General features: G+C 68.4%; 30 protein-coding genes. 11 read left to right on the top strand and 19 right to left on the bottom strand.

Annotated elements, in window-relative coordinates:
* Positions 1-17: 17 nt before the first annotated feature.
* The 3 genes from AC3ARF_RS13340 to AC3ARF_RS13330 form a co-directional block, all read right to left on the bottom strand.
* Positions 18-566: a hypothetical protein gene (locus tag AC3ARF_RS13340; protein ID WP_498928689.1), complete on the bottom strand. Its 549-nt coding sequence runs from the start codon at positions 564-566 to the stop codon at positions 18-20.
* A 215-nt stretch (positions 567-781) separates the two neighbouring features.
* A complete protein-coding gene (locus AC3ARF_RS13335; protein WP_498928687.1) occupies positions 782-1,156 on the bottom strand; it encodes a nuclear transport factor 2 family protein in 375 nt (124 codons plus the stop codon).
* Between the two features lie 34 nt (positions 1,157-1,190).
* A complete protein-coding gene (locus AC3ARF_RS13330) occupies positions 1,191-1,610 on the bottom strand; it encodes a DUF1801 domain-containing protein (protein ID WP_498928686.1) in 420 nt (139 codons plus the stop codon).
* A 60-nt stretch (positions 1,611-1,670) separates the two neighbouring features.
* On the opposite strand from AC3ARF_RS13330, the gene AC3ARF_RS13325 reads away from it, so the two are divergent.
* The gene (locus AC3ARF_RS13325) at positions 1,671-2,894 is read left to right on the top strand and encodes an esterase/lipase family protein (RefSeq protein WP_498928684.1); all 1,224 of its coding nucleotides are present in this window, start codon (positions 1,671-1,673) and stop codon (positions 2,892-2,894) included.
* 52 nt (positions 2,895-2,946) lie between these two features.
* Here the strand turns inward: AC3ARF_RS13325 and AC3ARF_RS13320 are convergent, their stop codons facing one another.
* The 4 genes from AC3ARF_RS13320 to AC3ARF_RS13305 are packed head-to-tail and all read right to left on the bottom strand — an operon-like array spanning position 2,947 to position 7,493.
* Positions 2,947-3,675 (bottom strand): oxygen-binding di-iron domain-containing protein, encoded by a 729-nt coding sequence (locus AC3ARF_RS13320; protein WP_498928682.1) that lies wholly within the window; start codon positions 3,673-3,675, stop codon positions 2,947-2,949.
* 1 nt (position 3,676) lies between these two features.
* The gene (locus tag AC3ARF_RS13315) at positions 3,677-5,371 is read right to left on the bottom strand and encodes a tetratricopeptide repeat protein (protein ID WP_498928680.1); all 1,695 of its coding nucleotides are present in this window, start codon (positions 5,369-5,371) and stop codon (positions 3,677-3,679) included.
* Between the two features lie 53 nt (positions 5,372-5,424).
* Positions 5,425-7,167, bottom strand: coding sequence for a TPR end-of-group domain-containing protein (locus AC3ARF_RS13310; protein ID WP_498928679.1), 1,743 nt, complete (start codon positions 7,165-7,167; stop codon positions 5,425-5,427).
* Between the two features lie 56 nt (positions 7,168-7,223).
* Positions 7,224-7,493 carry a hypothetical protein gene (locus AC3ARF_RS13305; RefSeq protein ID WP_498928677.1) on the bottom strand — a complete coding sequence of 90 codons (270 nt, stop codon included), beginning with the start codon at positions 7,491-7,493 and terminating at the stop codon, positions 7,224-7,226.
* A 222-nt stretch (positions 7,494-7,715) separates the two neighbouring features.
* Here AC3ARF_RS13305 and AC3ARF_RS13300 point away from each other — a divergent pair, with 222 nt between their 5' ends.
* Positions 7,716-8,150 (top strand): RcnB family protein, encoded by a 435-nt coding sequence (locus AC3ARF_RS13300; RefSeq protein ID WP_498928675.1) that lies wholly within the window; start codon positions 7,716-7,718, stop codon positions 8,148-8,150.
* A 55-nt stretch (positions 8,151-8,205) separates the two neighbouring features.
* Here the strand turns inward: AC3ARF_RS13300 and AC3ARF_RS13295 are convergent, their stop codons facing one another.
* The 6 genes from AC3ARF_RS13295 to AC3ARF_RS13270 form a co-directional block, all read right to left on the bottom strand.
* Positions 8,206-8,436, bottom strand: a complete 231-nt coding sequence (locus AC3ARF_RS13295) for a hypothetical protein (protein ID WP_498928673.1) — start codon at positions 8,434-8,436, stop codon at positions 8,206-8,208.
* A gap of 11 nt (positions 8,437-8,447) precedes the next feature.
* Positions 8,448-9,224, bottom strand: coding sequence for a LytR/AlgR family response regulator transcription factor (locus AC3ARF_RS13290; protein WP_498928671.1), 777 nt, complete (start codon positions 9,222-9,224; stop codon positions 8,448-8,450).
* Complete coding sequence (locus AC3ARF_RS13285) at positions 9,217-10,614, bottom strand: sensor histidine kinase (protein ID WP_498931885.1); 1,398 nt, start codon at positions 10,612-10,614, stop codon at positions 9,217-9,219. The genes AC3ARF_RS13290 and AC3ARF_RS13285 overlap by 8 nt, the downstream gene beginning before the upstream one ends.
* A 176-nt stretch (positions 10,615-10,790) precedes the next feature.
* Positions 10,791-10,976 (bottom strand): hypothetical protein, encoded by a 186-nt coding sequence (locus AC3ARF_RS13280; protein ID WP_498931964.1) that lies wholly within the window; start codon positions 10,974-10,976, stop codon positions 10,791-10,793.
* Between the two features lie 44 nt (positions 10,977-11,020).
* The gene (locus AC3ARF_RS13275; RefSeq protein WP_498928669.1) at positions 11,021-11,815 is read right to left on the bottom strand and encodes an SDR family oxidoreductase; all 795 of its coding nucleotides are present in this window, start codon (positions 11,813-11,815) and stop codon (positions 11,021-11,023) included.
* 117 nt (positions 11,816-11,932) lie between these two features.
* Positions 11,933-12,820 carry a LysR family transcriptional regulator gene (locus AC3ARF_RS13270; RefSeq protein ID WP_498928667.1) on the bottom strand — a complete coding sequence of 296 codons (888 nt, stop codon included), beginning with the start codon at positions 12,818-12,820 and terminating at the stop codon, positions 11,933-11,935.
* A gap of 249 nt (positions 12,821-13,069) precedes the next feature.
* On the opposite strand from AC3ARF_RS13270, the gene AC3ARF_RS13265 reads away from it, so the two are divergent.
* Positions 13,070-13,408, top strand: coding sequence for a cupin domain-containing protein (locus AC3ARF_RS13265; RefSeq protein WP_498928665.1), 339 nt, complete (start codon positions 13,070-13,072; stop codon positions 13,406-13,408).
* A 27-nt stretch (positions 13,409-13,435) separates the two neighbouring features.
* Here AC3ARF_RS13265 and AC3ARF_RS13260 read toward each other — a convergent pair whose 3' ends face one another.
* The 4 genes from AC3ARF_RS13260 to AC3ARF_RS13245 all read right to left on the bottom strand — a co-directional run bounded on the left by AC3ARF_RS13260 (position 13,436) and on the right by AC3ARF_RS13245 (position 15,395).
* Positions 13,436-13,606, bottom strand: a complete 171-nt coding sequence (locus AC3ARF_RS13260) for a hypothetical protein (protein ID WP_498928663.1) — start codon at positions 13,604-13,606, stop codon at positions 13,436-13,438.
* 30 nt (positions 13,607-13,636) lie between these two features.
* Complete coding sequence (locus AC3ARF_RS13255) at positions 13,637-13,873, bottom strand: metallothionein (RefSeq protein WP_498928661.1); 237 nt, start codon at positions 13,871-13,873, stop codon at positions 13,637-13,639.
* A 142-nt stretch (positions 13,874-14,015) separates the two neighbouring features.
* A complete protein-coding gene (locus tag AC3ARF_RS13250; protein ID WP_498928659.1) occupies positions 14,016-14,549 on the bottom strand; it encodes a hypothetical protein in 534 nt (177 codons plus the stop codon).
* A gap of 201 nt (positions 14,550-14,750) precedes the next feature.
* Positions 14,751-15,395 carry a L,D-transpeptidase family protein gene (locus tag AC3ARF_RS13245; protein WP_498928657.1) on the bottom strand — a complete coding sequence of 215 codons (645 nt, stop codon included), beginning with the start codon at positions 15,393-15,395 and terminating at the stop codon, positions 14,751-14,753.
* Positions 15,396-15,653: 258 nt separating this feature from the next.
* Here AC3ARF_RS13245 and AC3ARF_RS13240 point away from each other — a divergent pair, with 258 nt between their 5' ends.
* The 4 genes from AC3ARF_RS13240 (at position 15,654) to AC3ARF_RS13225 (ending at position 19,941) form a co-directional block, all read left to right on the top strand.
* Positions 15,654-16,073: a PepSY domain-containing protein gene (locus AC3ARF_RS13240; RefSeq protein ID WP_498928655.1), complete on the top strand. Its 420-nt coding sequence runs from the start codon at positions 15,654-15,656 to the stop codon at positions 16,071-16,073.
* A 257-nt stretch (positions 16,074-16,330) separates the two neighbouring features.
* On the top strand, positions 16,331-16,795 hold the full coding sequence (locus AC3ARF_RS13235; protein WP_498928653.1) for a hypothetical protein: 465 nt from the start codon (positions 16,331-16,333) through the stop codon (positions 16,793-16,795).
* Positions 16,796-16,915: 120 nt separating this feature from the next.
* Complete coding sequence (locus tag AC3ARF_RS13230; protein WP_498928651.1) at positions 16,916-18,586, top strand: ABC1 kinase family protein; 1,671 nt, start codon at positions 16,916-16,918, stop codon at positions 18,584-18,586.
* 92 nt (positions 18,587-18,678) lie between these two features.
* A complete protein-coding gene (locus AC3ARF_RS13225) occupies positions 18,679-19,941 on the top strand; it encodes a phospholipase D-like domain-containing protein (RefSeq protein WP_498928649.1) in 1,263 nt (420 codons plus the stop codon).
* Here AC3ARF_RS13225 and AC3ARF_RS13220 read toward each other — a convergent pair.
* Positions 19,913-20,317 carry a YciI family protein gene (locus AC3ARF_RS13220; RefSeq protein WP_498928647.1) on the bottom strand — a complete coding sequence of 135 codons (405 nt, stop codon included), beginning with the start codon at positions 20,315-20,317 and terminating at the stop codon, positions 19,913-19,915. The genes AC3ARF_RS13225 and AC3ARF_RS13220 overlap by 29 nt on opposite strands.
* 166 nt (positions 20,318-20,483) lie before the next feature.
* Here AC3ARF_RS13220 and AC3ARF_RS13215 point away from each other — a divergent pair, with 166 nt between their 5' ends.
* The 3 genes from AC3ARF_RS13215 to AC3ARF_RS13205 all read left to right on the top strand — a co-directional run bounded on the left by AC3ARF_RS13215 (position 20,484) and on the right by AC3ARF_RS13205 (position 22,688).
* On the top strand, positions 20,484-20,909 hold the full coding sequence (locus tag AC3ARF_RS13215) for a YciI family protein (RefSeq protein WP_498928645.1): 426 nt from the start codon (positions 20,484-20,486) through the stop codon (positions 20,907-20,909).
* 23 nt (positions 20,910-20,932) lie between these two features.
* Positions 20,933-21,343, top strand: a complete 411-nt coding sequence (locus AC3ARF_RS13210) for a VOC family protein (protein ID WP_498928643.1) — start codon at positions 20,933-20,935, stop codon at positions 21,341-21,343.
* 70 nt (positions 21,344-21,413) lie between these two features.
* Positions 21,414-22,688: an RNA polymerase sigma factor gene (locus AC3ARF_RS13205; protein ID WP_498928641.1), complete on the top strand. Its 1,275-nt coding sequence runs from the start codon at positions 21,414-21,416 to the stop codon at positions 22,686-22,688.
* Positions 22,689-22,721: 33 nt separating this feature from the next.
* On the opposite strand, the gene AC3ARF_RS13200 is transcribed toward AC3ARF_RS13205, so the two are convergent.
* Complete coding sequence (locus AC3ARF_RS13200) at positions 22,722-22,967, bottom strand: DUF3297 family protein (RefSeq protein ID WP_498928639.1); 246 nt, start codon at positions 22,965-22,967, stop codon at positions 22,722-22,724.
* A 286-nt stretch (positions 22,968-23,253) separates the two neighbouring features.
* On the opposite strand from AC3ARF_RS13200, the gene AC3ARF_RS13195 reads away from it, so the two are divergent.
* Entirely contained in the window at positions 23,254-24,093 is an 840-nt protein-coding gene (locus AC3ARF_RS13195) for a hypothetical protein (protein WP_498928637.1), read from the top strand.
* Positions 24,094-24,142: the final 49 nt, after the last annotated feature.

Here is a 24,142-nt window from a genome sequence, read left to right as displayed (position 1 = left end):
GGGCGGCAACGTCCCGCTCAGTACTCCATCGTCACCGCCATCACCCGCAGGTTGTCGGTGTACGTGCCCTGGCGGCCGATCTGGAAGTGCCACCACGGCGCGGCGGGGTTCCAGCCTTCGCCGGGTTCCACCACCACCGACTGCTCCCACAGGCCGTCGCCGTTGCCCGGGATGTCGAACACATTGGACAGGGTGCCGCCGTAGGTCTCGAATCCGTTGCCATGGCGGAAGCCGATGGCGGTGACCGCGAAGGCGTTGGTGCCTTCATTGCCACTGGTGGCCTGATAGACCACCGTCAGGCGGACCTTGTCGCCCCTGAAGTCCAGCGGGCGGCGCACCGTCAGGCTGAGGCCGCCGCCCAGGCCTACCCAGTCCAGACCCTGCATGTTCAGCACGAACGCGCTCGCGGGTCCGTAGGGCAACGCATTGGCCGGGAACGTCACCCGGTTGCGATAAGCGGTGCAATCGCCGGCCGGTGTGCATTCCGGCGCGGCGTGCGCCGGGGCGGCGATGACGGTAGCGGCTGCAATCGCCAGGGACATCCACGCTACGTTCAAGCTCTTCATCCGTGCGACTCCAGGCAAGCGCGTTCGCGTCCCCGGCAACGGCTCGCTGTGCGTGTCAGGCGCGCATCGCAGGGGGTGGGGACCGCGATGCGTGCCGCGGCTGGGGGAGTGGGCCGCACAGGTATTCAACGTGCCGATGCTGGTGGGGCGGCCAGTTCACGCGGGTCCGTGCGCGGAGGGCGTGGGCGAATTCCGTCCGCGTAACGCGGTTGGGTTCAGAACATGCCCAGCACGTTGGGCGAATCCTCCGGCACTTCCTGACCCACGTCCCACAGTTCCACGCTCTTGTCGCCGGCAAAGCGCAGGATGTGCACGACGGCGTATTCCGCTCCCTGCGCGCGTTTGAGGTGCGAGTAGACCGCCACGCGATCCGCGCCTTCGATCACCTGCTTGATCTCGAATGACTTGTTGGGCTCGGCCTGTGCGCTCTGCTCCATCGCCAGCAGCAGCGACTCGCGGTCGCCGGGGAAGTAGGCGTTGTGGTGGACGAAGTCCAGCGACACGTAGCGGTCGTAGGCGTCGCGGACGTCGCCACGCGCGCACAGCTGCAGGAACTCGGTGGCGATGCTGGGGCGGCTGGCGGTGGTCATGGGTGCTCCTTCATCGTTGCGGCATGGGCCCGACTCACCCCGGGTAGCGCTGCCTGATCTCAGCCACCGACTCCGCCACCAGTTGCTCCAGCACGTCGAGGTCCACGTCGTCCAGCCGGCGGATGGACAGGCAGGCCTTGCCCATCTTGTGCCGGCCCAATCGCGACAGCAGCGCGTCCTGCCCCGAGGCGCCCGGGCAGAGGTAAACGCTGAGGTCAGTCTTGCGCGAGGAGAAGCCGACCTGCGCCGCGTCGCCTTCGTGGCCACTGGCGTAACGGTAGTGGTAATGGTCGAAGCCGACGATGCTGTCACCCCACATCACGGCGGGCTGGCCGGTCACGCGCGACATCATGCGCACCAGTTGCTCGCAGTCGCGTCGGCGCACGTCGTCGGTGATCGCGGCGAGGTAGGCCTCGACAGGAACCTGTGTCCGTTGGGTTTTGTTTTCTGCCATGGCTCGCTCCGGCATAACACTGATGACGATACGATAGCGGCACCCCCCTGTGATGGCCCCATGGCCCGACGCAGCACCAGCCCCGATACACCGCCGCGCCTCGCCAGCGATCTGCGTGGCGTGGGCCGGTTGGCCATCGATGGCGTGACCAGTCTCACGGACGTGGTGGAGGCCATGCACGCCGCGGTCGCCCATCTGCCGCCGGTGGTGGGGCGGCCCGCCCCGGCGCGGACGACGGGGCTCGCGCGGCTCGTCTATGGCAGCGTGCGCGGCGTCACCCGGTTGGTCGGACACGGCGTGGACCTGTCGCTGTCGCGCCTTGCCCCGGGGTTGGGTACCAGCAGTGCGTCACCGCAGCGCGAGGCCTTGGTCGCCGCGCTCAACGGCGTGCTCGGCGACCATCTCGAAGCCAGCGGCAATCCGCTCGCCATCCGCATGCAACTTCGTCGCGAAGGCGCGCCGCTGCCATTGACGCGCAAGCCGCTGGCCGCACACCTGCCGAACGCCAGCGGCAAACTGCTGCTGCAGATCCACGGCCTGTGCATGAACGACCTGCAGTGGCACCACGGAGGCCACGACCATGGCGCCGCCCTGGCGCGCGACTTTGGTTACACGCCGGTGCATCTGCACTACAACAGCGGCCGGCGCATCTCCACCAATGGGCAGGAGTTCGCCGGCCTGCTGGAGCAACTGGTCGCGGCGTGGCCGGTGCCGGTGCAGGAGATCACGCTGCTGTGCCACAGCATGGGCGGGCTGGTGGCGCGCAGCGCGCTCGATGTCGGCTTCAGCCAGGGGCTGCACTGGTCGAAGCTTCCGATACGGGTGGTGTTCCTCGCCACACCACACCACGGCGCGCCGTTGGAGCGTGCGGGCAGTTGGGCCGACCAGCTGATCAGCATCAGCCCCTACAGTGCGCCGCTCGTGCGCCTGGGCCAGATGCGCAGCGCCGGCATCCAGGACCTGCGCCACGGCAATGTCCGTGATTCCGACTGGCAGGGCCGCGATTTTCTCGATCGCGTCGATGCGCGTACGCCGGTGCCATTGCCGGAGCCGGTTCGTGCCTACGCGATCGCAGCGACGACGCAGCATCCCCGCAACGATGGCAACGACCGCACGCTGCGCGGCGATGGCCTGGTGCCGATTGCCAGCGCCTTCGGCGAGCATGCCGATGACGCCTTCGACCTGCGCATCCCAGAGTCACAGCGCTGGGTGGGGCATGGGCTCCACCATCTGGGGTTGTTGGGCAGCGATGCGGTGTACCAGCGTCTGGTGCGCTGGCTGTAGCGCGCGGTTGGACGTGTCCGCCCGGGCGTGAAGAAGCGCGCGTGCGGGGCGGTCAATGCCCCAGTGCGCCCGCCAACGCCCGCAGCAACGCCGCCCCATCGCCACGCCACGCGCTGCCATGCATGCACGCCAGCGTGGTCGGTTGGGCCTGCGCCAGCTTCTCCAGCAGCGCGCCGGTCTGCGGGCAGTGGGCGAAGTAGTCCATCGGTTGGCGGAACGCCTCGCTCGGGCCGAGGATGTCGGCCCCGGTCAGCGCCGGCTCGCCGCGACCCGGCTGGGTGAACAGGTCGCCGCACAACAAGGTGCCGGTGGTCTCTTCCATCAGGAAGCCGCAGTCCCAGCCGTGTGGCAGGTGCGGGGCGTCGAACCAGCGCACGCGGTGTCGGCCGAGCTTGAGCACCTCGCCATCGGCCATGGCGCGCGGCGCGCGGTCGGCGAGATCGTTGATCGACACCATCGCCGCCACCGTCCCGCACAACGGCGTCGACCGCGGCGCGGCGTCCAGCCAGTGGTTGAGCGCGCCGCACTCGTCGGCTTCCACGTGCGAGAACGCGATGTGCCGCAGCCGCGCCGCGGGCAGGACGCTGGCGACCGCTTCGTTCACCAGCGGGAACAGCAGGCGCAGGCCGGTGTGGAACAGCAGCGGCTCGTCGTCGTCGATCAGGTACTGGTTGAACGAGAACGCGATGTCGCCCGGCAGCGACATCGGCGTGTTGATCCGGTATATACCCGCGGCGATCTCGTGGATGTTGGTGCACGACTGCGTGTTGGTGGTGGCCATGTCAGATCCGCGAAGCCACCAGCTTCACGTCGGCGTGCTGCCACGCCTGCGCCCGCTGCTGCTCGACGGCGGCGGCCTCGCGCGTGCGACCCTGCGCCTTGAGGCTCTGCACCAGCCCATGTAGCGACCAGCCGTTCCCGGGGTTGCGCAGCAACTCCTCGCGGTACACCGCCTCCGCTTCTGCCGGGCGCTTGGCGGCCAGCAGCAGCGCGCCGAGCGAATGCCGCACCGGGGCGTGCCAGCCGGGCGGCTCATCGTAGGGAATGCGATCTTCGATGATGACGGCTTCGCGCAGGGCGGCGATCGCACTGGCGTGGTCGCCCTTGGCGTTGGCCACTTCGGCGGTGAGGCTGCGCTCGGCGATCTTCGCGGCATGCGACAGCGGGTAGCGGTCCCACATCGTCATGGTCCCCATCACCGGGTCGGCGGCGAGCGGGCGCAACGCGGCGAGGTGCTTGGCGGCGTCCTCCAGGCGGTTCTGCCGTGCCGCCGCGGTGCCCTGCGCGTAGTGCCAGATCGCGGTGACGTATGGCAGGTCGCTGGCCGGGTTTGGCGCGGCGGCGATCTCATCCCAGCGGCCGAAGCGGACGCGGTCGAACCATGGCGACATCCAGTAGTGCTGCAGGCTGGCGAAGCCGGGTTGGCGCATCAGTTCAGGCAGGTTGGTGCGCTCGGCGGTCTTGAGCGCGGCGCTGCGCGCGACCGCGCTGTTGCCTTCCATGCTGGACGCGAACCACAGGAAGTGGTGGTTGTGCGGCACGTAGCCCAGCGGATACACGCCGCGGGTGTTGCCGCGGCACAGCGCGAGGTAGGCGTCGTCGGCCTCGATCGCGCGCAGGTTGGCCTGCACCGCGTCGTGCCAGCGACCCACCCGCGCGTAGATGTGCGCGGGCATGTGCACCAGGTGGCCGGAGCCGGGGATCAGCGTGCGCAGCCGGTCGGCGGCGTCGACGCCGCGCTGCGGGTCGGCCGAGGCCTCGACCGCGTGCACGTACAGGTGCAGCGCGCCGGGGTGGTCGGGGTTGCGCTTCATCACCGACTCCAGCGTCGACACGATCTCGCTGGTGTGGCCTTTGGGCTGCTTGTTGTCGTCGTAGTAGTCCCAGGGCTGCAGGTCCATCAGCGCCTCGGCGTGGAACGTGGCGGCGTCGAGGTCGTTGGGCAGTTTGCGCATCAGTTCACGCGTGGCCACGGCGTAGGCCTCGTCCAGCGGACGGCGGTTCTCGGGCGGGTTGGCGGCATAGCGCGCCGACAGTGCCTCGATGAACGCCTGTTCGCGTGCGCTGGCCTTGGGCGCCAGCTCGCGGGCCTTCTGCAGTCGCGACCACGCGCTGGCGTTGTTCTTCGGGTCCATGCCGGCGTTGATGTGCGGACCGACCACCAGCGCCGCGCCCCACCAGCACATCGCGCACTGCGGATCGAGCTGCGTGGCCTTGAGGAACGCGCGCTCGGCGGCATCGTGGTTGAAGCCATAGCTCAGCATCAGGCCCTGGTCGAACCAGCGCTGCACCTCGGGGTGGCTGCTGGTTACCGGGAAGTGGTGGTTGCCCAGACCCTCGAGCAGGTTGGTGCCCAGCGCGGCTTCGGGCGGCGAGGCGGACTGCACCGCGACGGCCGCGCCATCGCGCGGACCCATGCAGGCGGTGGCGAGCGCCGTCGCGGCGGCGAGCAAGGTGGCGCGATGGAACCTGTTCATGGCGAACTCCACGGACACTCCACCCTGCAGTGCGGCTTCTACGCCTGTGCAGGTTACGCGCCCGTAAAAGGCGCAGGCCCCGGTGAGCTGGCCAGCCGCTCGATCAGCGCGTGGTAGCGCGGCAGGTGGCGCAGGCTGGCGAGGTCATCGTCGTGCGCGATCCATTCCGGGAACCCTTCGCCGGTGCTGATCGCGCGCTCCAGCAGGTCCAGCGCCTGTTCCGGCTCGCCCGCCAGCGCATGAAAGCAGGCGGCGTTGTACAGCGTGCCGTAGTCGTCGGGGCGCATCGACAGCGCGGTCGCGATGTTGCGGCGGCCGGCTTCAGGATCGCCCAGGTGCAGCTGCATGATCGCGGCGAAGTAGTAGGCGCGCACGTTCTCCGGTGACAGTTTGATCTGGTGCAGGGCAACATCGAGCGCCTGCTGCGCCAACTGGCGGGCGCGCTCGGGCTGGCCGGCGCCGAACGCTGCGCCGACCGCGATGGCCAGTGCCTGGAACTCGTCGGGGCGGGTGCGGTGCGCGGCCTCGAGCAGGTCGATGGCGCGTTCGATGCGCCCATAGGCGAAGCAGTGCCGGCCGAAGTAGTAGTAGGCCTCGTACAGCTGCGGGTCGAGCTCGATCGCGTGCTCGAAGGCGGTGGTGGCGGCTTCCTGTTCGCCGGCCAACGACAGCACGTGGGCATGGGCGACGTGGCATTCGGCGAGGTCGGGCGCCAGCGCCAGCGCACGGCGGCTGGCGGCGAGGGCCTCGTCGAGCACGTCTTCGGGCTTGGCCAGGCGCCACATCATCAGTTCGCTCAACGCATCGGCCAGGCCGGCGTGCGCCTGCGCGTAGTCCGGGTCGAGCTCGATCGCGAGCCTGAACATCTGCGGTGCGAGGTGCCAGGACACGTTGGTGGTGTGGCCTTCGAGTTGCCGGCCGCGCAGGTAGTAGTCGTAGGCCCGCATGTCCCGCGGCGCGTGGCGGGTGAAATCCAGTTCGGCGGGGGTGGTCAGCGACACCCGCAACGCGGCGACAACGCTGCGTGCGATCTCCTCCTGGATGGCGAAGATGTCCTCCAGGCGGCGGTCGAAGTTCTCCGACCACAGGTGGTAGCCGTTGCGCGCGTCGATCAGTTGCGCGGTCACGCGCACGCGGTTGCCGGCCTTGCGCACGCTGCCCTCCATGATCGCGGCCACGTTGAGCTGGCGGCCGATCTCGCGCGCATCGGTGTCGCTGTCGCGGAAGCGGAACGAAGACGTGCGCGAAGCCACCTGCAGGCCCTGCACCCGGGTCAGGCCGCTGAGGATCTCCTCGGCCAGGCCGTCGCAGAAGTAGTCCTGGTCCTTGGTGCTGCTCAGGTCGGCGAACGGCAGGATCGCGACGGACGCAGGCGGTGCCGTGGTGGGCGCGGGTCGGGGCGGGCCGCGGGCGACGTCGGCGGCGTCCGCGGGCGCGGCGGCAGGGTCCTTCGCATCCGCCGCGGAGCTGGCGCCGTCTTCGACCGGTGCGATGAAGCGGTACCCCACGGCGTGCACGGTCTGGATGTAGCGCGGATGGGTGGCATCGTCGCCGAGGGCGCGACGCAACTGGGCGATGCTGCGGTTGAGCACGCCGGGGGTCACGTGGCGATGGCCCCAGACCGAATCCAGCAGTACGTCGCGGCTGCACAACTCGCCCGCATGCGCGACCAGCTCGCCCAGCACGTCGAAGGCCTTGGGCTCCAGTGCGATCGGCTCGCCCGCGCGGCTCAGCTCATGGCCCACCGGGTCCAGTCGGAATCCATTGAATTCATAGGGGGGGTGTAACCCTGCCACGGTGCGTGCCTCCTGGCTCGGGCCGCGTCGGCCCGCCATTGCCGACGTCAGGGCGGCTACGCCCCCGCCACTCCCAGCGTGCTGCCGCCGGCATCCACCTCGTTCACCGTTCCCAGCCGCCGCGATTCGCGCGCGCGCTCGATCGCCTCGTCGATCTTGTCGCGATGCGGATTGGCGCCCCAGTGGCCGACCTTGTACACGTCGGCCCGCGGGTACTGGCGGACGATGTCGGCGTCCTGGATCCATTTCCAGTCGCCGGGCATGAACTCATTGCGCTGCGCGAACGCGCGTGCGGTGGCGTAGTTGTGCGAATAGATCAGGTGCATGGCGCCTCCGGGGGCAGGGCCGGGCGCCCCGTTGGCTCAAGGGCGCATGGGTCTATTGCGGCCCGATGGGGGAGGGTTGTCTGTCACCCATCCGGGGGATCTCGACTGCCGGCTGAACGTTTTTTTCACGATCCGGCTGGAGCCATCACCCGTTCAGTCTCGTCGACATAGCGTGACCTCCATGGGCCACCAACGGGGTGGCCGCCCACGAGGAGCTCCACCATGAAGCGCACCCTTGGCTCGATCCTGGCGCTGTCGATCCTGCTGTCCGGGGTGGCCGTTGCCGGCGCCCACGATGACGGCCGTTACGGCGATGACCGCTACGACCGTTACGGCCGCTATGACCGCGACCGCGATGACGACCGCGACCACCGCCGGGGGCGTCATGACCGCGACCACGACCGCGGCCATCGCCATGACCGCCACGACCGCGGCCGCCATGTCGGCCATTACAAGCACCGCCATCCGCGCTACGTGGCCTACCGCCGTGGCCACCACATCCATCCGGAATACCGCGGCTACTACGTGAACGACTACTACCGCTACGGCCTGTACGCGCCGCCGCGCCACCACGAGTGGCGCCGCATGGACGACCGCTACGTGCTGGTCTCGGTGGCGACGGGCGTGATCGCGGCGGTGATCCTCAACTCGCTGTAAGCGCTTCGCGAAGCGTGAAAAGCAAAGCCCCGGCCTGGTGCCGGGGCTTTCTTGTTCAGCGCGCAGCCCGCGGCCGCGGTGGCGTGCAGGACGGGTCGGTCGCCGACTTGTTTGCGTGCTGCCGTACGCAGTGGTGCGGCACCGTGGGCACGTGCCGGCGCACGGCAGGCTTCACCGCGCACACGCCCGGCAGCAGCGTGTGCCGGCACAGCGCGTCGGCGCTGCTGGCGACGTCGATGCCGAACAGCGACAGCACCAGGTACAGCAGGGCAAGGAGCTTGTTCACGGGTCACCTCATCACATGTGCTTGAACAGCGCCATGTACGGCACGCTGACGGTCAACGTCTCCGGCCGCGCCTTCAGGCGCACGGTGCCGCGGCCGCTGTCGTCGCGGGCGATGCCGGCGATGGCCTTGAGGTTGACGATGGTGGAGCGGTGGATCTGCTTGAACGTGCCGGGGTCGAGCATGCCCAGCAGGTCCTTGATGGGCGTGCGCAGCAGCGCTTCGCCTTCGGCGGTGACCACGGTGGTGTACTTGTTGTCGGCGCGGAAGTACGCCACGTCATCGACCAGGATCAGTTGCGTCTCGCGGCCGTTGCTGGCGGTGAGCCAGGTGAGCGGCGGCGTGGTCGGCGTGGACGGTGGCGCGGCCCCGAGCCTGGCCAGCAGCGCGGCAAGCGCGGCGGCCTCGTTGTTGCCGGTACGGGTCTGCAGCCGGCGCACGGTGTGGGCCAGGCGCTCGGCGGTGATCGGTTTCAGCAGGTAGTCCACCGCGCCGCGTTCGAAGGCATCGATGGCGTACTGGTCGTAGGCGGTGGCGAACACGATCTGCGTGCGCGGGCTGGTCTCGGCCGCGGCGGCGGCCACGTCCAGGCCGGTGAGGCCGGGCATGCGGATGTCGAGGAAGGCCACGTCGGGCGTGTGCTCGGCCAGCGCCTCGAGTGCGCTCGCGCCGTCCTCGCACTCGGCCACGATGCGCAGTTGCGGCCAGGTGAGGTGGAGTTGTTCGACCAGGGCGTTGCGCAGCAGCGCTTCATCCTCGGCGACGATGGCGGTGCAGGGCAGCTCAGCCATGGCCGTGGCTCCCGTCGTTGGCGGTGGTGCCGGGAATGGTCGGCGGCTGGCTGTTGGGCGCGTCGATGGCGGGCGTGGCCGCATCGGTCCACCACGTGGGCGTGGCGGGCGCCGCTGGCGCCACCGGTGGCGGCGCGCCGTGACCGCTCTGCGCACTGCCCGGCGCTGCCGGCACGCTGAGCGTGGCCGCCACGCCCGCCGGGAAATTGGCGACCACCGCCAGCGAGGCCTCGCCACCGAACATCAGGCGCAACCGCTCGCGCACGTTCTTCAGGCCGATGCCGGTGCCGCCGGTGGTGGCGCTGAAGCCGTTGCCGTCGTCGGCCACGGTGATGGCCACGGTGCCGTCGCTGGCCCGCGCGCGGATCCACACGGTGCCGCCGGCGGTGCGCGGCTCCAGCCCGTGCTTGATCGCGTTCTCCACCAACGTCTGCAACATCATCGACGGCAGCGGCGTGGCGCGCAGGTGCTCCGGCACGTCGACCTGCACGGCCAGTCGATGGCCCATGCGGATCTTCAGGATCTCCAGGTAGGCCAGCGCCCGCTCCAGTTCTTCGCCCAGCGTGGACGGCGTGTCCTGGGTGCGCGGCAGTGAGCGGCGCAGGTACTGGATGAGGTGGCCGAGCATCTGTTCGGCACGCTCGGGGTCGCTGCGCGTCAGCAGTTGCGCGTTGGCCAGCGTGTTGTAGAGGAAATGCGGTTCCACCTGCGCGTGCAGCAGGCTGAGCTTGGCCTGGGTGAGTTCCTTCTCCACCTGCGTCTGCGCGACGGCGGCCTTCTCGCCGCGGCGGTAGTCGGCCACGCGGCGGCTGATTGCGCGGGTGATGGCTTCGGCGTTCTCGTAATTGGTGCCGTCATCGACCAGGAACCAGTCGGTCCACGCGGGGTTCTCCGGCTCGCAGATCAACGTAACGCTGCCCGTGGCCGGGTTGGGCGTGACCGTGGCCAGGATCTGGTTGCGCGGAATGCCGAACCACAGCAGCGGGTTCCACTTGCCCAGCGGATGGTGGCCGTAGGTCTGTGGGCGGCCCACCTTGGCGGTGACCTGCAGGCTGTCGCGCGCGCTTTCCACCTGCTCGATACGCGGTAGTTCGCGGATGGCGGCTTCCAGCAGGTCGAAAGCCTCGCCGGCTTCCAGCGGGATCTCGATCTGGCGGCGCTGGCGGTTGTCGAGCACGCCATCGTCGATGTGCCCGGCGATCAGCTTGACCCGACCCAGGTGCGAGATGGCGCCGGCCACGACCAGGGCCATGGTCAGCATGCCGGCGATGCCCATCAGCCAGTCCAACTGGCCCAGCAAGGGCAGCGAATCCCAGATGCCGATGGCCAGCATGACCGCCAGGAACCAGGCGAAGGCGATGCGCAGGACGAACAGGAGGCTCTTGAACACGGGAGCGGCAGCCACGGAGGAATTGCCGCGGAGCATAGCCCCGGCTGGAGCTCAGCAGGCGCAGGATGCGACGAAACCCGAAGGGCGCCGATGAACGCCGGTGGGGGCGGCCGGAGTGGGCCGTGGCGGTGCCAATCCGGCGCCGCTCCGCGCCGCGGGCCTGGTGTGCCTCGGCCTCAATGAGTGGTGCGCTTGCGCCCGGAGCCGCGCTTCTTGCCGCCGCCGTCCTGCTTGTTGACCGTGGCCCACGCGCGGCGTTCGGCCTCGTCTTCGGACAGGCCCTTCTCGCGGTAGCCCTCCTCGATGTGTTGGGCCTGGCGCTTCTGTTTGTCGGTGTAGGCTTCTTTGCTTCCGCGTGGCATGGCAAACCTCGCTGGTGCCGCAGCGGCACCGGGTTGCGGCGCGCTCATCCGGCGATGTGCGTGCCGCCGTTGACGTGGATGACCTGGCCGGTGATGTAGCTGCCGTCGGCGCTGGCCAGGAACACATACGCCGGGGCCACTTCCGCGGGCTGGCCGGGCCGTTCCATCAGCGTATCCGAGCCGAATTCGGCCACCCGCTTGGGAGTGAAGCTGGCTGGGATCAGCGGCGTCCAGATCGGACCCGGCGCCACCGCGTTGACCCGGATACCGCGCTTGGCCAGCGCCTTGGCCAGCGAGAAGGTCAGCGCCTGGATCGCGCCCTTGCTGGCGGCGTAGTCGATCAGCACGTCGTGCCCGCGCGCGGCCACGACCGAGGCGGTGTTGAGGATGCTGCTGCCCTTCTTCAGGTGCGGCAGCGCCGCATCAATGAGGTGGAAGAACGAGAACACGTTGGTCTCGAAGGTCTTGCGGATGCGCGCGGGCGTCAATTCTTCCGGCGGCTGGGCCATGTGCTGCTCGGCGTGGTTGTTGACCAGCACGTCAAGCCGGCCCAGCGCCTTCACCGTGCGGTTGACCACCGAGGCGCAATGCGCGGGGCGGCCGAGGTCGCCGCGGTAGGCCACGCAGCGGCGGCCCTCCGCTTCGACCAGGCGCACGGTCTCTTCCGCGTCGGCGTGCTCATCCAGGTAGGCGATGGCGACGTCGGCGCCCTCGCGCGCGAAGTGCACCGCGACCGCGCGACCGATGCCGCTGTCGCCGCCGGTGACCAGCGCGACCTTGCCCTGCAGCTTGCCGCTGCCGATGTAGCCGTCGCCGATGGTCACGGGCTCAGGGTGCATGGCGCGCTGCCGACCGGGTTGGCGGCGCTGGCGCTGCGGTGGATTGACGCGTTTGCGGGCGGTGGCCATGGGCCCGACCGTAAGCGATTGGCCGTGAGCAGCCGATGAGCGCGTCACTCAGCGCAGGGCGTCCGCGAACACCTCGCTGAAATGCGCGATGGCCGCCCGCACCTTGGCCGGCACGTGGCGGGCATAAGGGTGCACGGCATACACCGTGACCGGCGTCGGCGCATGGCCCGCCAGTACACGCACCAGTCGCCCGGCCTCGACGTCGGCCTGGGTGAGGTAATCGGCCAGCAACGCCAGGCCGCCGCCGTTGCGCGCGGCCTGCCACTGCGCCAGCGTGCTGTTGATCGCGGGGCCTCGTCCGATGGTGACCGGCTCGCCGTGGCCGAAGGCCCAGTTGCGGCTGTGTTCGTCGTAGCGCAGGCAGGCATGCCGGGCGAGGTCGGCTGGGGTCGAAGGCGTGCCATGCAGCGCCAGGTAACCCGGCGTGGCCACCACGCTCGCGCGGACCTCGCCCACGCGGCGCGCGACCAGCCCGGAGTCCATCAGCGGGCCGGCGCGCAGGGCCAGGTCGAGCCGTTCGGCGACCAGGTCGCGAACGCCATCGTCCAGTGACAGGGCCACCTGCAACCGCGGATGGCGGGCGAGCAGCACGGGCAGGGTGGCGGCAACCTGGGCGACGCCAAAGCTGAGCGGCGCGGTCATGCGCAACATGCCTGTGGGCTCGTCGTGCAGGTGGCCGAGGTGCTGCTCGGCCGCGTCGGCCTGCTGGACGATGGCCTGGCAGTACTCGTGGAAGGTGTGGCCGACCTCGGTGGCCTGCACGCGGCGGGTGGTCCGCTGCAGCAGGCGCTCGCCCAGATGGTTCTCAAGCCGGACCACGGCCTTGCTTACCGCCGCCTTCGACAGGCCCAGGTGCCGGGCGGCGGCGGTGAATCCGCCGTCCTCCACGACCTGGGCGAAGATCGCCATGTCCGCCAGTCGTTCGGTCAGTCGCATCGGATGGATTGGGCTGTTTGGGGAAACAATGTTGCCACGAACAGGTGGATTATCGACGGACGGTGGCTGGGCAGAATGGGCACCCAATCCAAGCGAGCACCGTCCCATGTCCTACTGCTGTCGCTTCATGGCCCTGCTGGCCGCCACCCTGGCCGGAACGTCGGTCGCCGCTCCGAATCGACTGGGGCCATCGTCCCCGCCGCTGGACACCTCGACCCCGCAACGCGTGCCGACAACGGCGCCCCCACCGTGCTGCGACGCGCCCGCGGTGGCGCCATGAAGGTGGTGCGCAGCCGCGACTTCACCGCCGAACGGGCGTGGGGTGCGCTCGAGGTCGCACGGGTGGAGGCGATCACCGCGCGCCTGCACTGGACTAACCAGGGCTACCCGTGGCATGCCAACGACGGCGACGAACTGTTCGTGGTGCTCGATGGCGTGGTGGACATGCACGTGCGCCGCGATGGAGAGGAGTCAGTCATCACCCTGCATGCCGGCGACCTGTTCTTCGGCGAGGAAGGCATGGAACACAGCGCGCGGCCGCGCGGCGAGGCGCGGGTACTGGTGGTGGAGCACGAGGACAGCCCTTGAGGGGGAAGGACCGCCTTTGAGGGTGACTCAGTCTTCCGGCACCTGGCGGTCCGGCTCCGGCGCGTGTCCCGGCAGCGGCGGCTCAAGCGCCTCCTGCTCCTTCTCCGGATCGGGCCCCAGCTTCTGCGTGTCGCGGTGCAGCTCCGGATCGTTCTGGGTGCGCTGGCGGTGGCGGTTCTGTTGGATCTGACCTGGCATGTGGCGGGACCTCAGTAGCGGTGTAACGAATCAAACGCGGTCGTCTAGGCCGCTGACGCCGCTTGCGCGAGCGCAATGGGCGCAGCAGTACACGGTGCCGGCGTGTTCTGCGCCATGGCCGACCACCACGCACTGGCAATGCGCGCAGCGCGGGGCCATCGCGTGGATGGCGCATTCGAAGGCGTCGAAGGTGCCAGTGCGTCCGTCGGACATGGTCAGCTTGAAGGCCTTGTCGTAGTCGTTGTGGCAGACGTCGCAAGTGGGCATGGTCGTCTCCGGCGCGGGGTTACCAGCATGGCGAACGGTACGGAAAGGCCAGGTGAAGTGGGGACACCCGGCGACCCGCCGCCGTTGGGACGCACCAAAGAAAAACGCCCCCGAAGGGGCGTTTTCCAGGGGCGTGGCTGACTCAGTCGTCGCTGCCGTCATCAACGGTGGTGGTGTCGTCGCTGTCATCGGTGGTGTCGTTCTTGGCCTTGGCGGCCGCGGACTGGGTGCTGCCGAAGGTCTTGCGGGTGTCCACGTCGGCCTCCTGCTGCAGCTTGGCGCGGGCCGCGGTGTCCTGCCCGAAGGTCGCATTGGCATTGGCCTTGGTCTCGCCGGTGACCTCATCGTCGGTCACGTCGTCGGTCACCTTGGCATCAGCCTTGGCGTCGGCCTTCAACTTGGCATCGACCGCGGTCTGATTCTGCGCGGCCTGCACGGTGGTCTTCTGTTCCGCACCGAACTGGATGCGGGTGTCGCGGTCGGCGGTGCGCTGCGCGGCGGCGCGGCTGGCCGTATCGATTCCGATGGAGGCACGATCGCTGATGCGCGCACCGGCGTTACCGGCAATCGCGCCCGCGCCGGCCGGTGGGCCGCCCGCACCGCGACCCTGCGCGAAGGCGAGCGGAGCGGCGATACACGAAGCAATGGCAAAGGCGAGTAGGGTCTTGTTGCGCATGGGTGAACTCCTTCTGGGGATTGTCGGGGGCCGACAAGTGGGTCGAACCTAGAGGGTTGCGGATGCATCAAGGCTGAATTTTTGATCGCAAAATCAACACGTTAATCGTGCGTGATTGCGATCTTCGTCTGCGCGGACACCGCGCTAACGCCAGGCCTGACGACTGCGGGGTTGGCCTGCCGCTACGCGCGACCCCTCAAGTCAATCGTGCGCTCCCACGGATGCGACTCCGCCCTCGTGCTGAGATTTCGCGCGCGTCGCCAGGGATTGGCCGGTCCATGCATTGACCGGCACCCGATTACCCGGACGGGTGACGCTCGCGTCGTGGGACACGTCATCGGCCACTACCACCAGCGTGCTGTCGCGCTCTGTGAGTTCGAACAACTGCTCCGCGAACTCGTGTGGAAGGCGGATGCAGCCGTGCGAGGCCGGATAACCCGGAATGCGACCTGCGTGTAGCGCGACCCCGTCCCACGTCAGCCGCTGCATGTAAGGCATGGGTGCATCGTTATAAAGGTTGGAGCGGTGCTTGCGCTTCTTCTGCAGGATCGGGAAAACCCCGGTGGGGGTTTCCTTGCCGGGCTTGCCGCTACTGACGGTGGACACGCCAATGCGTTGCCCGTCGCGGTACACATGCAGCCGCTGTTCGGGCAGGCTGACCACGATCACCGTGGGGCCGTCATCGGGAATGTCGGCGCGCCACTGGTACTGGCCGGGTTGCAGGTCTGCATCCAGGTCTGCGGCGCGAACGCCGACGCTGGCCGCAAGGCCGAGGGCGAAAAGGGCAGCGGCCAGCAGGTGCTGCAGTCGCCGACGGGAATCATTGTTTGCGGTGGTGATGTCCATGGCGGCGACGCTAGCGCCGCGCCCATGAGGCCAGATTTGAACTTTCCTGCCAGCGACTGAACATTCGCGCAGAAAAAGGCGCAAAAGGCGCGATTCCCGTCACGAGGAATTGAACATTCCGCCGCGCGCCTGAATCACGTCAACACCCCCGTACCACGGGCTTGAACCACACGTGACGAATAGCGCGCAGCTTCACCCACTGTTACCGCACCCATCACCAGAGTCGTAGCACTCCCACCAACGACACAGGAGTCGAAGATGAAACGTGCAGTGATGCTGGGTGCCGCGCTGGCAATGGCTGCCAACCTGGCTTGGGCGCAGGACGCGATGACCTCGACGCAGGTCCGGGCGAAGCTGGAGGCGCAGGGCTATACGTCGGTCAACGACGTCAAATTCGAGGACGGCATGTGGAAGGCTGATGCGCGCAGCGCCAACGGCAACCGCGTCGACGTCCGCCTGGATGCCACCACCGGCGAGGTTTACCCCGACGAGCAGGTCGCCAACCTCAGCGAAGCCGACGTGCGTGCGCGCCTGGCTGCCGCTGGCTACACCAATGTCCATGACGTGGACTACGAGGACGGCATCTGGAACGCGGAGGCCGAGGATCCCACAGGCAAGGACGTGGAGCTGAAGATCGACCCGAAGTCCGGCAAGGTCATCGGCAAGGAAAAGGACTGATCCGCAGCCAGCCACCACATGCGCCGCACCGCGCCGCCCGCCTTGGGTTAACCCAGGCAAGCGGCGAGTGGTGACGTCCGCATCAGAAAACGGACGGGCCCCTCTTCAGTCTGGTGAAGCGATTCCTCATCTTGCCCACGATTGGATGAATCGGCTGCATGGTGGTCTCAAAGTGTTCACCGCGTCTCAACGCACACACGCTCATGGTATCCACACGGCCAACGCGCCGTATTCCCCATACCCACGGAGCAAACGACATGTCTGACATCAAGAAGGATCACAGCATCGGTGAAGGTACCGGCGCAGGCGCAGGCGCCATTGCGGGTGCCGTTGCAGGCACGGCCATCGGTGGCCCGGTGGGCACGGCGGTTGGCGCCGTGGTCGGCGCGATTGCCGGCGCGAAGACCGGCGGTGCGATTGCAGAAGCGGTGAACCCCACCGAGTATCGCGACCACTTCCAGAACACCTACACCACGGCCTCGTACTACAACGCCGATCGCAACTGGAACGACTACGAGCCGGCGTACCAGTACGGCTACCAGAACTACGACAAGTACCGCGGCCAGCGCTTCGAGGACGTCGAAGCGAAGCTCGCCAGCGATTGGGATGCCTCGCGCGCCGAATCGCGCCTGGCCTGGAACGAAGCCAAGGGCGCCGTGCGTGACGGTTGGCACTACATCGAGCGCGCCATGCCGGGCGACGCCGACCGCGACGGCCGCTGAGCCCGCTGACGGGGCAGGACGCCCCTTCCTGCAAGTGACGCTGGCCCCTGTGAGGGCCAGCGTCGTTTCTGCCACCCGGACCGGGTGGCCTGCCTGAATCCGAAACCCCAAGGACCCACCATGGACTCGCAGCCCGAGGGCCTGGCCCGCACCGCGCAGATCGTCAGCTTCCTGTTCAAGTACCGTGCCGCGGGTGTGTTCAGCGGACTCGAACTTCCTTCGGAAACGGCCGCCCCCGAGGGCGCCGACACCGGCCCCGAAGCCTTCGTCGATGATCTGGAGGCGCTGGGTCCGACCTTCATCAAGATTGGCCAGGCGTTGTCCACGCGGCCGGACATGGTGCCCGCCGATTACCTGCTCGCCCTGCAGCGCATCCAGGACAACGTGCAGCCCCTGTCGTTCGACGTCGTGCGCGACACGGTGGAGGCGGCGCTGGGCGCGCGCCTGGGCAAGATCTTCGAGACGTTCGACGAGGAGCCCTTGGGTGCGGCGTCGATCGGGCAGGTGCACGCGGCCACCTTGCGCGACGGCCGCCGCGTCGCGGTGAAGGTCCAGCGTCCGGACATCAGCGCCGGCATCCACGCCGACCTGCAGGCATTGGCCGGGCTGGCGGACAAGGCTGACCGCTTCACCGACCTCGGCCGGCGCGTGCGTTTCGCCGACTGGGTGTCTGAATTCGGCAAGACCCTGCTGCGGGAGCTGGACTACCGCACCGAGGCGGAGAACCTGCAGCGCTTCCACGAACACCTCGAGGCGTATCCGAAACTGTTCGTGCCGCGCCCGTTGTGGGACCTGACACGCAGCGAGGTGCTCACCATGGAGCTGGTGGACGGGATCAAGGTCACGGACGTGGGTGGCCTGCGCCGCACCGAAGAGCCCTTGGGCGAGTTGGCCGGCACGCTGATGCGCGGCTACCTGGACCAGATGTTCATCCATGGCGAAATCCATGCCGACCCGCATCCGGGAAACCTGCTGCTGACCACCGACGGACGGCTTGCCTTGCTCGATCTGGGGATGGTGGCGCATGTACCGCCCCGGCGGCGCGACCAGATGCTCAAGCTGCTGTTCGCGGCGGTAGACGGCCGCGGCGAAGACGTCGCGCAGGAAGTGGTGGCCATGGGCACCCGCCTGGAGGACTTCGACGAGGACCGCTTCGTGCGCGAAGTGGGCCAGCGTGTCGCCCGTTATGCCGCGGCGAGTGGTCGCAGCAGCCAGTCTGAAGGGCGACTGGTCCTCGATGTCACCGTCATGGCGACCGCCTGTGGGCTGCGCGTGCCGCCGGAGCTGAGCCTGCTGGGCAAGACCCTGCTCAACCTGGAAGCAGTGAGCCAGGCCCTGGACCCGCACCTGGACGTCAAGCGCGTGGTCGAGGAGCACCTGGACCACGTGATGCGCGAACGCATGCGCAAGTCGCTGTCGTTGGCCCACCTGGCCTCCGAGGCGATGGAACTGCAATCGCTGGTGCGCGGGGCGCCGCGCAAGGTGTCGGACATCCTGGGCCTGCTCGCCGAGAACCGGTTGCAGGTGCAGGTCACCGGATTGGAGGAATCGCGGTTGATGGAGAACCTGCAGAAGATCGCCAACCGCATCAGCGCCGGCATCATCACCGCGGCGTTGATCCTGGGCAGCGTGATGCTGATGCGGGTGGAGACCGAAACCCGGCTGTTCGGTTATCCGGCGCTGGCGCTGGTGATGTTCCTGCTGGCCGCGGCGCTGGGGGTGGGCATCGTCGGCAGCGCACTGCTACGCGACCGCCGCGCACGACCGCGTGAGGAGCGCGGCGTGCGTTGAGGACGCGTGAAGGGTCTGCGCCGCCGCCCCCGTTAAGCTCCGGACAACCAACCTTCCCCCCCACCGCCATGCCCCGCTGGAGCCGACGCCGCATGTGGACGATCCTCATCACCGTCGCGGTCACCGTGCTGGCCGTGGTGCTCGCGATGAATTTCGCCACGCCGGAAAAGAAGCTCGAGCGCCGCATCCTGCACCGCTACAACGTCGCTGATCCGCAGTTCCGCCGCGAGATGTCGGTGCTGCTGGGCCCGTCGATCCTGCCGGGCAACCACGTCATCGACCTGGAGAACGGCGAGCAGATTTTCCCGGCGATGCTGGAAGCCATCCGCTCTGCCCGGCGCACGATCACCTTCGAGACCTACATCTACTGGTCGGGTGAGGTGGGGCAGCAGTTTGCCGACGCCCTGTCGGAACGCGCGCGCGCCGGGGTCAAGGTGCATGTGGTGGTGGACTGGGTGGGCAGCATCAAGATGGAGGGCGACCTGCTCACGCAGATGGAGCGCGCCGGCGTGGAGGTCAAGCACTACCGGCCGCTCAAGTGGTACAACCTCGGCCGGCTCAACAACCGCACCCACCGCAAGCTGCTGATCGTGGATGGCAAGGTCGGGTTTACCGGCGGCGTTGGAATCGCCGACCAGTGGGGTGGCAACGCCCAGGACCCGGACCATTGGCGCGACCTGCATTTTCGCCTGGAAGGCCCGGCCGTGGCGCAGTTCCAGGCCGCGTTCAACGACAACTGGATCAAGACCACCGGCGAGGTGCTCAACGGCGATGGCTATTTCCCGCCGCTGCAGCCGGCCGGCGCGATGGACGCGCACCTGTTCATCGCCTCGCCCGCGGGCGGCAGCGAGAGCATGCACCTGATGTACCTGATGGCGATCGCCGCCGCCGAGCACAGCATCGACCTGCAGGCGGCGTACTTCGTGCCCGACGAACTGATCATGAAGGCGCTGATCGCCGCCCGGCACCGTGGCGTGCGCATCCGGGTGCTGGTGCCCGGCAAGCACATCGATTCGGAGACGGTGCGCCTGGCGTCGAAGGCGCATTGGGGCGAGCTGCTGCTGGCCGACGTGGAGATCCACGAGTACCAGCCGACGATGATGCACAACAAGCTGCTGATCGTGGATGGCCTGATGGTGTCGGTGGGCTCGACCAATTTCGACGTACGCTCGTTCCGGCTGAACGACGAGGCCAGTCTCAACGTCTACGACGCCACCTTCGCCGCGCGCATGACCGAGGTCTTCGAGCAGGACCTCAAGCCGTCGGTGCGTTACACCTACGAGCGCTGGGAGCAGCGCCCGTTCAAGGAAAAGTTCGCCGAGCGCTTCATCCTGCCGCTGAAGTCGCAGCTGTAGCGCCAGCGCCCACGCGCGCGCGCACCCGCTGGGTGTCGCGCACCGGCCGCACCTCGATGCAACCCGTCTGCGCCCACGGAATGTGCGAGGCGATCTCCACTGCCTGCGCCAGGCTTTCGGCCTCGATCAGGTTGAAGCCCGCCAGGATTTCCTTGGTTTCCGCGAACGGCCCATCCAGCACCTGGGTGCGGCCGCCGCGGATGCGTACCGAGCGTGCCGTGGCCGGCGCTTCAAGTTGGCGGGAATCGAGCAGGGTGCCCTGGGCGCATAGCGCATCGGCGTGGTCGAAGCACTCGCGCATGCGGCTGTCGTACTTCTCGGCCGGCAGAGTGTCGGTGAGGGCAGGGTCGGTGTAGACCAGCAACAGGTATTGCATCGGTGTCTCCTTGACCGGGGGACCGGAGGGGTGGCGTCCAGATCGGCAGGGTACCAGCCGCGGACGGGACGCCGAAAAGTCGGCGACATGATGTCGATTCCGCCCGCGCCCGTCCGTCGTACTCCTGAAAGCCCCGGACAGGCCGGGGATCAACAGGAGATCCGACATGCGCGTGATGGTGATCGTGAAGGCCAGCCCCGAGTCCGAAGCCGGGCAGATGCCGAGTGAGCAGTTGCTGGCCGACATGGGCCGCTACAACGAGGAACTGGTCAAGGCCGGGGTGATGCTGGCCGGCGAGGGTCTGCACCCCACATCCCGGGGGGTGCGCGTCCAGTTCAGCGGCGACCGCCGCACCGTGGTCGACGGCCCGTTCAGCGAAACCAAGGAACTGATCGCCGGGTTCTGGCTGTGGCAGGTGCGCTCTATGGAGGAGGCCATCGAGTGGGTGCGGCGCTGCCCCAACCCGCACGCCAGCGACAGCGAGATCGAGATCCGCCCGGTGTTCGAAGCCGACGACTTCGGTGCCGAGTTCACCCCCGAACTGCGTGAACAGGAAGAGCGGCTGCGCGCGCAGATCTCCCAGCCCAGCTGATCCGTCCACCAGGAGCCACGACCATGCAGATCAATCCCTACATGATGTTCACCGGCCAGTGCCGCGAGGCCTTCGATTTCTACGCCAAGGCACTGGGCGTGCCGGTGGCCTTCGCCATGACCTACGGCGAGTCGCCGATGGCCGAGCAGTGCGAAGCCGGGCAGAAGGACTGGATCATGCACGCCCAGATCGAAGGCGGCGGCGTGGTGTTGATGGGCGGCGACGGCCCGCAGATCGACGTGCCGGCCGGGGGCGGCACGGTCATCAACATCGCGGTCGACACCCCCGAAGAGGCCGAGCGCGTGTTCGCCGCAATGCTGGTGGGGGGCAGCGTCACCATGCCGATGGAAGAGACGTTCTGGGCGCACCGCTGGGGCATGCTGGTCGACCGCTTTGGCAAGCCGTGGATGGTCAACTGCATGAAGCCGATGTAAGCGGCGCGCAGCGGGCGGCGTGACCTTCATCGCTTGCGGCCTGTCGCAACCGATGGTGTGATCGGAGGCAATGGACCCCGACCCTGCCGATCCGGTGCGTCGCACCGTCGAAGCCGTGTGGCGCATGGAAGCGCCGCGCATCGTTGCCACGCTTGCGCGGATGCTGCGCGATGTCGGCCTGGCCGAGGAGCTTGCGCAGGATGCGCTGGTGGCGGCGCTGGAGCGCTGGCCGCGCGATGGCGTGCCCGACAACCCCGGTGCCTGGCTGACCACCACTGCCCGCAACCGCGCCATCGACCGCCTGCGCCACCTGCGCCTGCAACAGGACAAGCACGTCGACATCGCCTACGAACTGGAGGGCAGCCCCATGCCCGGACCGGATGACAGCGAGCGCCTGCAGGACGACATCGGCGACGACCTGTTGCGGCTGGTGTTCACCGCCTGCCACCCCGTGCTCTCGCGCGAAGCGCGTGTGGCGCTGACGTTGCGACTGCTCGGCGGACTGACCACCGACGAGATCGCCCGTGCGTTCCTGGTGCCTGAGCCGACCGTCGCCCAGCGCATCGTGCGGGCCAAGCGCACGCTCGCCGAGCGGCAGGTGCCGTTCGAGGTCCCGCGCCGGGCCGACCTGCCCGAGCGGCTGTCGTCGGTGCTGGAGGTGGTCTACCTGGTCTTCAACGAAGGCTACGCGGCGACCGCCGGGGACGACTGGATGCGCCCGGCGCTATGCGAGGAGGCACTGCGCCTGGGGCGCGTGCTGGTGGGCCTCGCGCCCGCCGAGCCGGAGGCCCACGGCCTGCTCGCACTCATGGAATTGCAGGCGTCGCGCATGCGCGCGCGCACCCGTGCCGACGGTACCCCCGTGCTGCTGCTCGAACAGGACCGGGCGCGCTGGGACCGCTGGCTGATCCAGCGCGGCCTGCGTGCGCTGGCGCGGGCCGAGGGGTTGGGGGGTGCCGATGGCCCCTATGCCCTGCAGGCCGCCATCGCGGCCTGCCACGCGCGGGCGCTGCACGCCGCCGACACCGATTGGCCGCGCATCGCCGCGCTATATGCGCGCCTGCTGGCCGTAATGCCTTCGCCGGTGGTGGCGCTCAATCGCGCTGTGGCGGTGGGCATGGCGGAGGGACCTGCCGCCGGGCTGGCGCTGGCCGATGCGCTGCGCGACGAACAGGCGCTCGCGCATTACGCCGCGTTGCCGGCAGTGCGCGGCGACCTGTTGTCAAAGCTGGGGCGCCGGGAAGAAGCCATCGGGGAGTTCGAGCGCGCCGCCGCGTTGACCCGCAACCACCGCGAACGCGCCGTCATGCTGGCGCGCGCTGCGGACTGCGCCGTGGTGCAATGAGCCGCTCACCACGTCGCCGCGAGAGTGGCGGCCTCAGCCGGCGCTGTCGCGGAAGTACGGCTCGACCTTGCCCTTGACCTTGATCGTCATCGGCTGGCCGCGGCGGTCGAGCGCACGTCCCACCGCGCTGCGGATCCAACCTTCGCTGACGCAGTATTCCTCGACGTTTACGCGCTCCTCGCCGTTGAAGCGGATGCCGATGCCGCGCTCGAGGATGGCGGCGTCGTAGAACTTGCTGCGCGGGTCGTTGGACAGGCGGTCGGGAGGGGTGTCGCTCATCGTGGGCTCCGTGGGGCTTCGCGGGCCGTGGCCCGGGGGCGCACAGGATACCCGCTCCACGCAGCGACTCCGACCGGCCGGCCGCGCCACGCGACGGCGAAGCCCCCCCCGAAAAGCCGGGGCGACGCGACGGGCCCAGTCCGCGCGCCGCCCCGGGGTCTCCCTGACGAGGAGGCGGCCAGTGTCTCGCCAGGCCGTCTCATCGCCCGAGACGGATGGACGATAGACTCGCTTCGCCGCACAAGCCGTGCGGTAGGGAAATGGACCTCTGACCAAGGAGATGCATATGCGGAAGGTGATGTTGGCTGCGGCAGTGACGGCTGCGATGTGTGCGGGTGCCTGGGCGATGGCCCAGAAGGGCGCCGTCGAAGGGCAGGTGCCGGTGGCCGAAAGGTTTGGCGAGTTGATGGACAGCGGGCATGCTGAGACGACGCTCGAGGCCAAGGTTGCAACCCAGTCCCGGCGTGAGCAAAGCGCGCTGGACGTGGGTGACGCCGATTCGTTTGGACGCAACTTGCGTTGGCTGGGGCTGGTGTCGTCCGCGCCATTGATTCTTCGCACGTCGTGCGAGCCGTTGCCGGGTGAGCCCGCCGAACTGCGCTGTGCCGAACTCAATCCCGCGGAGCTCGGTTCCCGTTTCGCCCAGTTCGACAATGTGGCAACGATGACGCTGCCGGCGCGCAGCATGAACAGCCTGTTGTGCCATTGGTTGACCCCTACCGCAACGATCAGTTTCGCCAACCAAAGCGGCGTGGATAACCGCACCGGCCGCATGGCGATCTATCCACGGCTCACGTTGGTGAACGATGTTTTCAACGAGCCAGGCCTTGTGGACCCGGTGAGCGGGGAGCCTATCGCGGGGAAGATCGAAGTTGCGATGTCCAGCATCTGGACCAGCGCCTTGCTTGATAGTGGTGAAACGATACTGCAGCGCAATACCAGCACTCGCACGTGCATCGGTGGCTTCATTACGAAGAGGGTGTTGATGGACGGCTACGGCCTTAGCGAGCGGCAGGCTGACACGTTCTTCGCGAACCCAACCACTTTGCAGTTGGGTTTGGACGTTGTGACCCAGCACGTGGGCAATGCCACGGTTTCGATGTCCGTCCGGTGGGTGGGCGATTGATCGTGCCTTGCGACGCGTGAAATGAAGAAGGGCGGCCCCAAGGCCGCCC

This window comes from Lysobacter sp. KACC 24251, assembly GCF_057747755.1.
This window is presented reverse-complemented; position numbering and strand designations above follow the sequence as displayed.